The sequence below is a fragment of the Fibrobacter sp. genome (assembly GCA_012523595.1).
Classification (GTDB): Bacteria; Fibrobacterota; Chitinivibrionia; order Chitinivibrionales; family Chitinispirillaceae; genus JAAYIG01.
The window spans coordinates 1-13,838 of record JAAYIG010000168.1 but is presented as its reverse complement, the minus strand read 5'-3'; the positions used below and the strand labels follow the sequence as shown (position 1 = coordinate 13,838).

Annotated in this window: 8 protein-coding genes and 1 pseudogene; 3 read left to right on the top strand and 6 right to left on the bottom strand. The window is 45.0% G+C overall.

Features of this window, described 5'->3' with window-relative positions; genetic code table 11:
- Nucleotides 1-1,154: 1,154 nt before the first annotated feature.
- The 3 genes and pseudogenes from GX089_11465 to pelA form a co-directional block, all read right to left on the bottom strand.
- Nucleotides 1,155-2,414 (bottom strand): annotated as a pseudogene (locus GX089_11465) (pectate lyase).
- Between the two features lie 254 nt (nt 2,415-2,668).
- The gene (locus tag GX089_11460) at nt 2,669-4,798 is read right to left on the bottom strand and encodes a T9SS type A sorting domain-containing protein (protein ID NLP03105.1); all 2,130 of its coding nucleotides are present in this window, start codon (nt 4,796-4,798) and stop codon (nt 2,669-2,671) included.
- Between the two features lie 356 nt (nt 4,799-5,154).
- The gene (gene pelA / locus GX089_11455) at nt 5,155-7,359 is read right to left on the bottom strand and encodes a pectate lyase (GenBank protein ID NLP03104.1); all 2,205 of its coding nucleotides are present in this window, start codon (nt 7,357-7,359) and stop codon (nt 5,155-5,157) included.
- 372 nt (nt 7,360-7,731) lie between these two features.
- Between pelA and GX089_11450 the strand changes: the two genes are divergently transcribed.
- Nucleotides 7,732-8,430 carry a glycosyltransferase family 2 protein gene (locus GX089_11450; protein NLP03103.1) on the top strand — a complete coding sequence of 233 codons (699 nt, stop codon included), beginning with the start codon at nt 7,732-7,734 and terminating at the stop codon, nt 8,428-8,430.
- 87 nt (nt 8,431-8,517) lie between these two features.
- On the opposite strand, the gene GX089_11445 is transcribed toward GX089_11450, so the two are convergent.
- A complete protein-coding gene (locus GX089_11445; protein NLP03102.1) occupies nt 8,518-9,006 on the bottom strand; it encodes a gluconokinase in 489 nt (162 codons plus the stop codon).
- A 691-nt stretch (nt 9,007-9,697) separates the two neighbouring features.
- Here GX089_11445 and GX089_11440 point away from each other — a divergent pair.
- Both GX089_11440 and GX089_11435 read left to right on the top strand, forming a co-directional pair.
- Entirely contained in the window at nt 9,698-10,831 is a 1,134-nt protein-coding gene (locus tag GX089_11440; GenBank protein ID NLP03101.1) for a phospholipid carrier-dependent glycosyltransferase, read from the top strand.
- A gap of 84 nt (nt 10,832-10,915) precedes the next feature.
- The gene (locus tag GX089_11435) at nt 10,916-11,362 is read left to right on the top strand and encodes a hypothetical protein (GenBank protein NLP03100.1); all 447 of its coding nucleotides are present in this window, start codon (nt 10,916-10,918) and stop codon (nt 11,360-11,362) included.
- Here the strand turns inward: GX089_11435 and GX089_11430 are convergent.
- Together GX089_11430 and GX089_11425 are read right to left on the bottom strand one after the other, a co-directional pair.
- The gene (locus GX089_11430) at nt 11,347-12,102 is read right to left on the bottom strand and encodes a glycosyltransferase family 2 protein (GenBank protein ID NLP03099.1); all 756 of its coding nucleotides are present in this window, start codon (nt 12,100-12,102) and stop codon (nt 11,347-11,349) included. The two genes, GX089_11435 and GX089_11430, sit on opposite strands and share 16 nt — an antisense overlap.
- Complete coding sequence (locus tag GX089_11425) at nt 12,095-12,724, bottom strand: phosphatase PAP2 family protein (GenBank protein ID NLP03098.1); 630 nt, start codon at nt 12,722-12,724, stop codon at nt 12,095-12,097. Before GX089_11425 ends, GX089_11430 begins: the two co-directional genes overlap by 8 nt.
- Nucleotides 12,725-13,838 lie beyond the last annotated feature (1,114 nt).

Genomic DNA, 13,838 nt, shown 5'->3' with positions numbered 1-13,838 from the left:
GCAATCTACAATTTATGAAAAAAATCTGTACTATTTTGAGTACACATTCAATATGGGCAAACAGGTTTGAAATATGCTCTAACTTATTGAAATTACTGATGATATGTGGTAAATGTGGCGGAAGTGAGTATGATTGATATGATAAATTATACGGGCCTGTACTGGTACAGATCACTTTCCTGGCGGAAGAAAAAAGGGCAACAGAAACTGATTCCTGCCACCCTGTTCCCCCTTTGAAATTACATCAGGTTTATATATCCGCTTTTTACTGTTCCGTCAAATTCAGATCTGATGATGTAGAGTGTGCTTTTCAAGCCGGAAAGAGGTATTGATACTTTACTGGTTTTTAAACCCTGACAAACTTTCCTTGAGAAGACCTGTTTACCATCGAGTGAAAAGATACTCACTTTCACTTCAGATGCATCCGTATGTATGCAGAGAGCCTTTTCCCGGGGGCAATAGTATGAAATCTGTTCTGTACCTTTTGCCTTCCGCACAATAGCAGAAACACTCTGCTCGATAGTAATCTTGTCAATATTGGGTCCATCATTACCATTGATTGTCCCGAATGTTATAACACTTATTCCCTGAGGCAGGGTAAGACTGATTGTCTTCGGTACCCAGGTTTCCCAGTTCGTTGTAGCCTCAAACGTTACAGATGCAATCTGCTGGACACCGTTTACAGAAACCGAGAATGCCCTTGCTGCTCCTGAACCATTGGCAAAAGTGACAATGACATTTTTCTGTCCCGCGTTATCGGAATAAACCGGAATCTCTATACATGATCCGTTAACCGCCGAAATATTGACATAACCCTCACCTGTGAATCCCGCGTTTTTGGTTTCCAGCACAGCATCCTTCAATACACCGTATTCTGCCTGATAAGTAAATTTGTCAACAGGCATGAATGATGCGGAAACCGACAAATTGCTGCTCAGTGATTGAACCGTATAAGTCGGATTGGTACCTGTATGATCACCCGACCAACCGGTAAAAGTCCAGCCGCCATTGGGGACAGCAGTCAGGGTCACATTTGTACCTTCCAGAATTTTTGCCCCGTCAGGACTCTGTTTAATTGTACCCCCGGGAGCTGCCTGTCTGCTGATAGTGTAATAGGTTCTGTTATCATTTGCATAGACAACATTATCACCTGCAAGCTCATTGATATACATCTCGATATTGGTATAACCATCAGCAGAAAGATTGGTGAGCTTATTGTCACTGGCCAGGTTGGGGTTGAGACCATGTAATATCTCCCAACTGTCGGGCATTCCGTCTTTGTCGGTGTCAACAGGAGGTGTTCCGTCAGGAACAGTACCGACATTGTTGGGGATCCCGTTGTCATCTTCGGTTGTGATAATCTTTCCCTTCTTACCATAAGAGACAAGTTCATCGATGAGAAACTCATCCACTGCATCACGCACCTTTGAGGCACCGGCATTTCTGATTACATACTCAACTGCATCCTTTGCAGAAAGCAAATTTTCAACTCCAGGGTAATTAAAAGGGGCGCTTACCACAGTGGCAGTTTTATAATCGGTCATAAGGGTTCCATCCAGAACACCATTTTTGTTGCTGTCTACCCAGTTATCCTTCCCATAAACATGGAATGCGGCAGTTGTGTTTGTAATGTGGGAATTGGAACTGCTCGAGGGCCCGTAGATGAAATAGTTTCCGATTAAATTGCATTCAGAAAGTCCCTCTGTGTCTCCCATGATATAGCCATTTGAAGCCCAGTTGTAAAAAACACTGTTTATGCATTCATGTGTTCCACGGGCCTTGGGATTTCTGGTTTTGTTGTCGATGTAAAGGGAACGGATAATTGACCATTTTCCACTCTGCATCAATCCGCCGGTTGAATGGTTTTCCTTGTTTATTCCCTGACCGATAATACAGTTCTGAACGGAGAGATTATCAATGCCTGAACCATTCACGTCAAGCGTACCGTCGATTCCCCAGGAAATCGAAACGTGGTCAAGCATATAATTCTGCCCCTCAGAGATGGCCAATGCATCTTTCTTGCTGTCGCCGTTTTTCCCCATTCTTATTCGTATATAACGGATTATGTTGTTACCTGAATCACCATTGAGTGCAATGCCATTCCCGTAAATTGTGATTCCGCCACCCGGAGCGGTCTGCCCGGCGACATAAATATTCTTTTTTATTACTATCCGGTCTGAGATTTTTATTACTCCTCCAACAGTAAAGACCACGATCCTGTTTGACACGCTTACTGCGTCGCGGAAAGAACCGGGACCGGAATCTGCAAGATTTGTGACCAGATAAACTTCTCCGCCCCGGCCACCGGTAGTATATCTCCCAAATCCCTCAGCACCCGGAAATGCAGGGAGTTGAGCAAAACCGGTGTAAACAGCTAAAAGAAGCAGGATTGCGCTTAAACTCTCAGGTCTCATATATCCCCTCTGTTTGCCTGTGATTGCCTTTTAATCCAGATTATACAATCAACCAGTGTATTAATATAGAAATATAAGGGTAAAAGGTGAATGCTGGCTGGTTATAATCAGATTTGGTAAATTTTCTGTACTGTTTTGAGTACATTGATTGTTGATGTTTTTCTGCGCCTTCAAATAACAAATCCCCGTTTTTTTTCCAGGGATGGAAATCGGGGACTGGCTAAGGTCAGATGCAAAATATCAGACGATTATTTTTACATAAGATTAAAATACCCGCTCCTCGTAAAATCATCGGATTCAAGTTTTATGAGGTAAATCCCGGAATTGAATCTGTTCAGATGAATATTTGTCTTTCCGGTTGCACTATTGAGTACTCTTGAAAACACCATTTTCCCATCGATTGAGAAGATGCTCACTTTCAGCGTACTGGATGGATTTGTCTCGATACAGAGTACTTTCCGGACAGGGTTATAGAATGAGCGCGATTGAGCTTTTTCGTTTCTTAAAGCTTCAGAAGCAGCACTCTGATCAATTGTAATCTTATCAACATTGGGACCATCCTGACCGTTTATGGTTGCCAGGGTGATAGTGCTTGCTCCCTGCGGGAGGTTGATACTTACCTGCTTTGATTGCCAGGTTGTCCAGTCCGGGGTAGCTTCGAACCTGACATCCGCTATCTGCCGGGTGCCGTTAACAGAGATCGACAATGATCTTGCCGAACCTGATCCATTGGCAAATGTAATAGTGACTTTTTTCTCGCCGGCAGCATCAGCATAAACTGGAATCTCAAGGGATGCACCCGCTACGGCATTAAAGTTTACATAAGCAGTGCCTGTAAAGCCGGCATTCTTTGTCTCCAGTACTGCTTCATTCAGGACGCCATTTTCTGCCTGGTAAACAAATCTATCCAGTGGAATGAAAGAAGCCGAAACTGAGATGTTTCTGTTCAAAGATGTGATAGTGTAAGTGGCGTCTGTGCCGCTATGGTCTCCTGTCCACCCGTTGAATTTCCAGCCGCTGAGCGGAACTGCCTTCAGGGTCACATTCGTACCTTCAAGCAGGGAAGAACCTGCTGGGGTCTGGGTGATTGAACCGCCGGGAGAAGCCTGTTTTGTTATAGTGAAATAGTTTCTCGAATCCTGAATAAAATAAGCTGAAATGTTTTTATTGGATGTCATTGTGACAGTTGCCGGATTGGCGCTCCCGGAAAGGTCTCCATCCCAGTGGTCAAAAATCCACCCCTGAGCGGGAGTCGCTGTCACAGTTATGCTCTCACCTTCACCATAGCTTCCGCTTTGAGGCGCAACGGTTCCTTCTCCCTGTGCAATCGATACAGCAAGATTGAAGGTTTTTCCCTCTGAAATTGGATTATCCAGCGTGGCTCCAGCCCCTCCCCTTGCTGCTGTTATTTTGCTTTTTACTTCGGAATAAGGAAATTTGTTGTACTTATAGGGGGGAGTAAAGGGATCATTGTAACCATCTTTCTTTGTCCCGTTTACATTGCAATCTATTGTAAATACACCCGCCTGGCCTCCTGTACTGATAAGCCCGGTGGGATTTTTAACATTGCTCTCGAAAAAACATCCTTCCACCCTGACATTTGACATATATCCCGCATAAGCACCGCTCCCGACATTGTTGTAATAGCAGTTAAGCACATGAATTTTACCGTAGCGTGTGCGCGGACTGCGTGAATTGACATTTTCCCACCAGCAATAGGCATAGGTGACGTTGAGTTTACCATGACTGACTGACTCGTTGTCACTGGATCCGATAAGATTTGAAAGATTATGTTCACCGTTTGATACATAAGTAAATTTGCACCATGATGCGGTCACATTATCCGAGCCTTTTACGACGTCAAAGTTTCCATCCTCTCCTTCCATCACTGTGCAGTGGTCAAACCAGATCCTCTTGGATCCCTGTATACATACTGCATCCCAGTTTTGTTCTGAATTGGAATTTCCTGGCCCTCTGATTATCAGATTTCTGACTATAATGTTCTCAACTCCTGAAATCTGAAATGAACATTTTACGGTAAGACCCGCTTTCACACCGATAATGGTTTTGTTGGACTTGAATCTCAGGACATCACCACTTGTTCCTTTGTATCCATTACCCATGTCATTCATGACATGGATCACCCTGGGTTCTGAGGATTCAACGGCAGCCTTTAAATCCGCAAAGGTGGTAACTTTCACAGGAGTGGCATTTCCGCCTCCGGTAACCGGCCCTTTTTCCGTTGTCTGGCCGTCATAATTTGCCCAGCCAAAAGAAGAATTTCCATCCTGTGCCATCACTTGAAATGCTGATAGAAAAACCACCATTAACGATAAAGCTATTCCCCGGTGTTGCTTAAAAAACGCTTTTTCTGATCTTTTCATCTTTTATTCCTTTCCCCATGCGTCTGGTTAAAGACTGTTTATGCATCCGTTATTTACAATCATCTTCATGTGATTTTCTTCCGGCCTGACTTATATCAATAATATAAGGGGAAATTTGACAGCAGACTATTGTGTTGAAAAGAAATCATGGGCACGGATGTCCATGGACTTCGCTGAGTATGAGAAGAGTCATCCAAGCTTTGGCTGTAACCACTCATTGCCTCTCCTTAACAAAACGACAACAGCCTTTGTCGTACATTACAAACTCAGAACGGGTATTGTTGTTAATTGTCTCTGAACCCGATCCCTGTCCTCTGCAATTGCTCATTACTCCGGCCAATTTTTACTCAAGGCGCTTACAGCAGGTTTATATGCCCGCTCTTTGCAGTTCCGCTCTGTTCGAGTCTTAGCAGGTACTTCCCGCTCCTGAGCCCGTTTAACGGCAATTCTAATTTCTCTGCTCCGGATATCCCGGAAAAACTCTTTGAAAACACCTTCTTGCCACTGAGGGAAAATATGCTCACACTCAGTTTCTTTGATGGATCTGCCTGTAAACAGAGCGTCTTTTGTGAGGAGATGTAAAAGGAAACCGGTTTTACATCTATTGTAAGATTGTCGGCTGCAGATGTCCCCTGATCAAGTGTCAATTTATCGATATTGGGACCGTCCTGGCCGTTAATTGTTGCCAGAGTGATTGTGCTTGCCCCCTGCGGCAGAGAGAGGATTACCTGCTTTGATTGCCATGCAGTCCAGTCTGCAGTGGCTTCAAACTGGACTGATGCTATCTGCTGTGTACCATTTACAGAGGCAGACAATGCTCTGGCTGAGCCGGAACCATTGGAAAACGTGACAGTACAAACTCTCTGACCGGCTGCATCAGTATAAACCGGAATCCGGACAGATGCTCCTTCTGCGGGATTGAAATTTACATAGGCATCGCCGGTGAAGCCCGCATTCTTTGTCTCAAACACCGCTTCATTCAATACGCCATTTTCTGCCTGGTAAACAAACCTGTCGATCGGAATGAAAGAGGCGGAAACCGAGATGTTGCGGTTCAGGGAAGAGACAGTGTAAGTGGCGTCTGTACCGCTATGGTCACCAGACCATCCTGAAAATGTCCATCCGCTGTTTGGAACTGCAGTCAGGGTCACACTTGTGCCTTCGGCAAGCGAATTACCCTCAGGATTCTGGGTGATACTGCCGCCGGGATTTGCCTGCTTTGTTACGGTGTAGTAATTCCTTGTATCCTGGACAAAATAGGCGGAAATGCTCTTATTGCCATTCATGGTCACTGTTGCCGGATTTGTGCTTCCGGAAAGATCTCCGCCCCAGCGGTCAAAAAGAAACCCGCCGGCAGGTGTTGCGGTCAATGTGACACTTGCACCGCTTTCGAAACTTCCGCTTGACGGAGTGATAGTGCCCTGTCCCTGTGCAACCGATACCGTAAGATTGTATTTTACAGATGATCCCAGGGCATTGAGATATGCCGACTCCATCGATAACAGCTGCGACCCGTAATCGCCTCCCCACTGGTACCCTGTCCTGCGCTCCTCACTTACTGACATGAAATCGTATGTCTTTACCCCGTCACGGTCACAGAAAAACTGCCTGTCATCCTCGACATTGTAGAAACGGTACCATAGCGATGCTCCAGGGGAGGATACAAACTGTCCATTGGAAAACTTCAGATCCGGGGTGTGTGTTTTTTTGTACCAGGCGATTGCACCCTTGACAGCATTCTGAATGGCGGTTGTCTGCTCCGGCCATGCCATCAGAAAGTACACTATAGGTACGGATTCCGACCCTGACTTGGATGGAAGTTCGTAGGAGCGGGCGCCTGCAGGAGCGTATGTGGATGGATTGTGCTGGGCGCACCACACAGTAAGATTCCCATTGTTGACTATCTGCGCCTTCAGCGCGAAATCCACCGCTTTATTGAGGGCTGTCTGGAGTTTGGAAATGTCCGATGATGATACGAGGTCGGTATCAAATGGAGACTTTTTGTCGATGATATCCTTTACCAGTACCATCACTCTCACCATGGCATTGTCATTGTAAGTGGCAAGATCCGAGTAGTTGTTGCGTTTCGGGAAGACCTGAGGCCATCCGCCGTTGGGAAGCTGTGATGCAAGGATAAATCCCACGGCCTTGTTGAAAGATTCCTTGAATTTACTTTTGTAGGAGGAGTTTGTGGTTGCCTTGTAACGTACCGCAAGAAGACGCATCTCCTGGACAGTAGCATTGTTGTCAAACATCCCAAGGGGAGTATTGTTTGCTGTCCATTCCGAAAGCGCAGAGCTCCCATCATAGGGCTTTACATACTTTCCTGCGTAAGCCTTGCTGAACCCTCCATGACTCATCTGCCAGGTAGTGAGGTTATATGTATAGACATCGATATCCATTGAGCCGGCAGCAGAGGTTAGTTCGCTGTAACCACGAAGTTTGTCCAGAGCGGAGAGTACAGATGATGGGGGAGTGTAGGCTGAGGAGACTCCTGGAAGAAAGATCGATGTTAAACAGATACAGAGAAAAAACCTCTGAAAACAAGCTGTCTGACTCATAAAGAAGCTCCTGCCGTGTACTGGTCAAATTGCATTAAGATGCTGTTATTCCATTTTATAGTATAAGGTAAAAGGGATGCAGGAAGAAGGAATAGTTGAATTTGCTGATTTTTTCTGTACTATTTTGAGTACAGAGCTGGATGGTAAGGTTTTGATAAGACTATGTACGGGCTCATTTCAACTGCACTCTGTGAGCACAAAAAATCCCGCTGAAGGTTCTCGTTTTGTCGTGTTCTCGTTTTGTCGTTCATCACCACCTTCACAATTCTTCCATGTTGATTCCACAGACCCCGCCTGATATAATTTAAAAATCAGGCTGTGCGGTAAACTGCATTCCCGGCAGTTGATTCTTCAACGAGGACCAGTGATACAGTGTTATTGAGTGTCATAATTCCGGTATACAATGAAAAGAACACTATCAGCAGTGTAATCTCCCGGGTACAGGAGACCCCGCTTCAGCACGGCATCGAGAAAGAGATTATTGTTGTCGATGATGGTTCCAGTGACGGGACATCTGATATTGTGCAGAATCTCGGATGTGAAAATGTACGGATATTCAGGCACGATGTGAACATAGGGAAGGGGGCAGCGCTCCGTACCGGAATAAAAGAGGCAAAAGGGGATTTTGTGATAATCCAGGATGCCGACCTGGAGTATCATCCGCGGGAATACCAGCATCTTCTGCAGCCTCTTATCGAAAACCATGCTGATGTTGTTTACGGATCGAGATTTGTCTCTACCGGGCCCCACAGGGTTCTTTACTACTGGCATTCGGTAGGAAACAGGTTTCTCACGCAACTGTCAAACATGTTTACCAACCTGAATCTTACGGATATGGAAACCGGATACAAGGCTTTTCGTCGCTCTGTGCTTCAGCAGGTCACTATCAAAGAGAATCGTTTCGGTTTTGAACCGGAGATTACCGCCAAAATCTCAAGAATCAGGGGTATAAGAATCTATGAGGTCGGGATCACCTATTTTGGACGTACCTATGAGGAGGGGAAAAAGATCGGATGGAAAGATGGTTTACGGGCACTGTACTGTATTTTTAAGTACAATCTGTTCAGATAGTGTAAGGTAAATTTAAAGCAGACAAGAGTTTTTATTCCCACAAATTTCTCATTACGAGTGCTTAACAAAAGATAGCAAACCAGCCTGTTATTTATAGTGCAGCTTTAACAGAATCTCCTCAAGAATTTTCTCCGGAGTATTCTCAACTGACACAGTGATCGCATCTTTGGGAGGTTCGAGAACCGAAAACTGACTGTCAAGGAGAGTTTCCGGCATGAAATGCCCTTTCCTGTTTCTCATCCGCTCAGATATGCGATCCCTGGTTCCCTGAAGAAAGATAAATGTCACCTGTTCCTGGGTTTTACTGACAAGAATCTTCCTGTAAACCGCTTTGAGCGCTGAACAGGCAAGCACCCCTCCACCCTCTTTTTCCCATTTTTCGATATTTGATGAGAGTGTCTCAAGCCAGGGGCTGCGGTCATTGTCCGTAAGCGGTATCCCGCGCTTCATTTTTTCCACATTGGTTTTGGAATGATAACTGTCTGCATCGTGGAAAGGAATATTCAATGCCCTGGCAAGTGCTTTACCGATAGTCGTCTTTCCGCTTCCGGAAACTCCCATTACTATGAAAACCACTCTTTGCTCCTCCGGGGAATTCAGGGGAAAAATAAAAAATAATGAAAGAGGGAGGAAATGGCCTAAGTACGAAAATATGAGTGTACGACAAATGATGGTATGCACAGTGCATCCTGAAGTTTATTGATGATTATTATATTTAGATTACAAACACCAATAACGAAGTGAAAATCCGGTATACAATTATCGTTTCTTCTTCCACTAGTAAAGATTAAGGAGCCAGCTAATCCTGCCTGACTTGTAATAGTTTCCCGTCGGGCACTGCACTATGTCAACACAGAGGGGGTGGCGGAAGACCGCAGTCTTCTGCGGGCTGAAGCCAGGTGGGAGACTTCCCCCGCATTATATCTTAATACAATAATTGTTCTCGGTAAATGGTGTTCTTACTCGTGATGTTTCCTTCTCGATTACTATTAATAGCACAGCTCCACTGAGGTTAAACGGACATTACTATTATGTATTATTAAAAAATTTCTCCGGGCGGATGCGTCGAAATGACATGGTTGGGTGTTCTTACCATGACAGGGGATAGTGGGCAACAAAAAAGAAATGCTTTTGTACGAACGCTCTTCAAGTCCACCTTTGAGGGATTTAGGGGGGCAGAATGTTATGGGGCAATAATTGTGAAAATGTACTCAGAAATCTATTTTATTTGCAACATTCAAAAAAACATGGACTCAAAGGAGTCGATATGAAAATGGATAAAAAAGATATCCGGAACTGCTTTCTTTTGGTCCTCCTTGGTGCCATCTGTTTTCTTCCCTTCCTGGGGGCGGTGCATCTGTTTGACTGGGATGAGATCAATTTCGCCGAGGCATCACGCGAGATGATAGAGAGCGGAGACTACATGAGGGTCACTATCGACTACCAGCCTTTCTGGGAAAAACCCCCGCTTTTCTTCTGGCTTCAGGTGATGTCGATGAAAATGTGGGGAGTAAACGAATTTGCCGCCCGTTTTGTAAACGCAATCTTCGGAATACTGACCCTTCTGGTCGCATATATCGTGGGGAAAAAGCTCTACGACAGGACTTTCGGATTTCTGTGGGCAGCTACCTTCGCAGGATCATTTCTCCCGCACTTTTTTTTCAAATCAGGAATAATCGACCCTGTTTTCAATCTCTTCATTTTCCTGTCAATCACACTTATAACCTCCGGGTTATTATCATCGGAAATTAAGCGGCGGCTCCTGATGTTTGGAACCGCTGGAGTGCTGAGCGGTCTTGCCGTTCTGTCAAAGGGACCGGTCGCCTTTCTGATGATAGCATTTACAATATTTATCTACTGGGCTCTTCAGAGATTCCGTAAAGAGTTTTCCCTCGGTGAGGTTATCCTGTTTATGGGGACGATGTGCTTTACGGCTGCCGTTTTCTACGGGATAGAGACAATATTTCACGGCACATGGTTTATCAGGGAGTTCCTGCGGTACCAGATCAGGCTTTTCAGTACCGGTGATGCCGGGCATGGAAGGCCATTCTATTTCCATTTCCTGGTAATACTCTTCGGATGCTTCCCGGCCTCGTTCATGGCTATCAGATCCTTTACAAAAAGGCATGAGCCGGTTTTATCCCAGAGACTCTACAACCGGATAATGATTATCCTTTTCTGGGTGGTTCTGATAACTTTCTCTATTGTAAAAACAAAAACTGTCCTGTATTCCTCACTGGCCTGGTTTCCTGTAACCTACCTTTCCGCTCTTACCATGTACGGTGTATTAAAAGGGGCTCTTCCCTGGGGAAAATGGCTTAACAGGTCTCTTATCGCTTTCTCCACTGTAACCGCTGCCGCAATTGCGGTTTTCCCTGTACTTATAATAAATAAAGACTGAATAACACCAATAATCAAAGACAGATTCGCCGTTGCCTGTCTTCAGAGGCCGGTTCAGTGGAGCGGATTTGAATTTCTTGTAGGTGTGCTGTTTTTCGCAGCACTAATCGTATCCTTTGTTCTTATCAGCCGCAGGAATTTCCTGAAAGGTTTTGCTTCGCTGCTTGTCTCCTGTGCCCTGTGCTGTGAGGCTTTCATGATAGTCTTTACACCAAAAATAGAGGAGTACACCCAGAGAGGGCCGGTGGATTTTTACAAGGAGCACTCATCCGGCGATGTCTACGTAAGATCGCTATTCAAAAGCTACGCTGATCTTTACTACGGAAAGAAAAGTATGTGTGCAAACCCCAAAAGTCACGATCGGGAATGGCTCCTCAAAGGTGATATTGACAAACCGGTTTATTTTGTGGGGAGAATCACTCAGGAGAAAAAATACAGTGCACCTGAGTATGGCTTGACAAAACTAAAAGAGGAATACGGATTCGTTTACTACAGGCGCGATCCGCCTCAACAGGCTCAGGTCACTGAGTAAAGACGGTATCTCTGAAGATTTATAATTTTGTGCTTCTGAAGCAGATACTCGGCTGTCACTCTCAGCACTCCCATCCCGTATTTTATGCTCCTGGGGAGATTTATCGATGAGGCATCGCTGAAATACTTTGTGGGACAAGTTACCTCTGCGATGTCGTATCCTGCATAGAAAATCTGGGAAATCATCTCGTTGTCAAACACAAAATCATCGCTGTTGCATTGATAATTGATCCTGCTTAGAACCTCTCTTGAAAACGCCCTGTACCCGGTGTGGTATTCCGAAAGCTTCTGATTCATCAGCAGATTCTGGGTGAGTGTCAGGAGACGGTTGGCGATGTATTTGTAACGGGGCATCCCTCCCCGTATCGCTCCCTTGCCAAGAATTCTCGAACCGAAAACTACCTGATATAACCCGCTTCCTATAATACTGGCTATGGCGGTGATAAGCTTCGGGGTGTACTGGTAGTCCGGATGAAGCATTATCACTATGTCGGCGCCAAGAGAGAGCGCTTTATCATAGCAGGTCTTCTGGTTTCCTCCGTACCCCCGGTTTTTCTTGTGTATGATGATGTTTTTTATCCCCAGAGTCTGTGCTATTTCGACTGTGTTATCCTTGCTGGCATCATCAACCAGTATTATATCATCGACTATATCAGTCGGGATCTCCATATAGGTAGCCTCAAGCGTACTTTCAGCATTGTAGGCAGGGAGAACAACTATCACCTTTTTACCATTAATCATACTTTACTCCCGGAAATTCTCGCTTTACCCTGCAGGCATAAAGAATTGAAATTACAATAACCACTCCCAGCATTGCTCCGACAACGGTATCGAGCGGAAAATGAACCCCCAGGTACACCCTCGAGTAGGCAACCAGAAAAGCCGGCACAAGGGAGATCCAGAAGAGTCCTCCGTACAGATAAATTAACAGTGTGGCAGCGGAAAAAGCAGTATTTGTATGTCCTGACGGGAAAGAGTTGCGGAGCCGGACTTTTCCGAATACATGAACTTTTGATGAGTCGATCAGTTCATCACGCGGAATGTCACTTGGAATAGATTCAGTTGAAGGCCTGTTACAGGAATTGTTATAAAAGAAGCATACCGGACGGGGTCTCTTTACCAGAAGCTTAATCTGGGTGTTTATAATCCCGCTCACGCTCATGCTCAGTACCCCGCATATAAGCACTTTTTTAAGCTGGTTTTTAGGAGTCTTTATACAGATTATCCCGATCAGCAGCGGTGCCACGACCCATCCGTTACCAAGTTGTGTTATAGTCCAGAAAACCCAGTCGAAAGCAGGGCTGTTGTGGAAGTTTATCAGGACAAAGAGCCAGCAGTCGAACTGAAGAAGAGATTGAAACATTGCTTTAAAATAGTTGTTCAGAAGGGAAATCACAATTCAATTAATGATAAATAATGGAAGTCAAACGGAAGGTAAAGAACAGGGAATTCTTAAGACAGGAATGATTAAGAAGGGGGAGGAATCCGATTGTGAATCGGATATCCTCCCCCGGTCCCAGCTCACCTGCGGACAGGTGAATTGGTCCACTCCCCACCTTAACGGGGGTTTGCAAAACCCCCCGTAACGCCTCCCTCTGTGGTGGGCGAAGCGCTACGGCGAGACGGCATGCTTTATTATAGCCTCCAGGTGCCGTCAGGTGAGTTTTTTTCGAAAAGGGACGGACTACTTTTTTACTTTTATAAGCGCTTAAACTCCGGGGAAGCCATGAATTGGCGAAATATAAAAGTCCGGGCTTGAAGGCCTGGGTTAGTGTCCAGAGAGAAGTTCTTATGCTCTGAAAGTGTGGGATAAAATCAATCAATGTACTACAACACTTTCAATCTGTCTGATACCCGCATACTTCATCGACACTATAAACATCCGCGGTACAGCTCCTGGTGTGGCCATTTTATCATCATTGCAGATGGGCTCAGCGTTTCTTGTCTTGTGGATGAATTATACATTTTCTGAGTGATAATTTCTATACAAATTAGAACAAATCTTATTGTTGAAACCGGTGAAAGTCCGCTCACCCCATGTGTGAAAGAATCCCCCGCTGGAAGCGCCCCCTTATTAAGGGGGACAAAGGGGGGCCTTCCCATTTTTTTCATCAAACGTTTATTTCTGAGCCAAAGCCTCGATGAATCAGCAAAGCCAATTTACCGGGCACTTCTGAATCATGATAAACTCATGGTCATTATTACCTTCGAGGTGAAATCGTGATTTAACCCGTTAAATTCCAAAGTTACCTCTGAGGTGAAACCGTGACTTAACCTGTTAAATTCCAAAGTTACCTTGGGGTGAAACTGTGATTTAACCCGTTAAATTCCAAAGTTACCTCCGAGGTGAAATCGTGATTTAACTCGTTAAATTCCAAAGTTACCTCCGAGGTGAAACCGTGACATAACCTGTTAAATTCCAAAGTTACCTCTGAGGTGAAACCGTGACTTAACTCGTTAAATTCCAAAGTTACCTC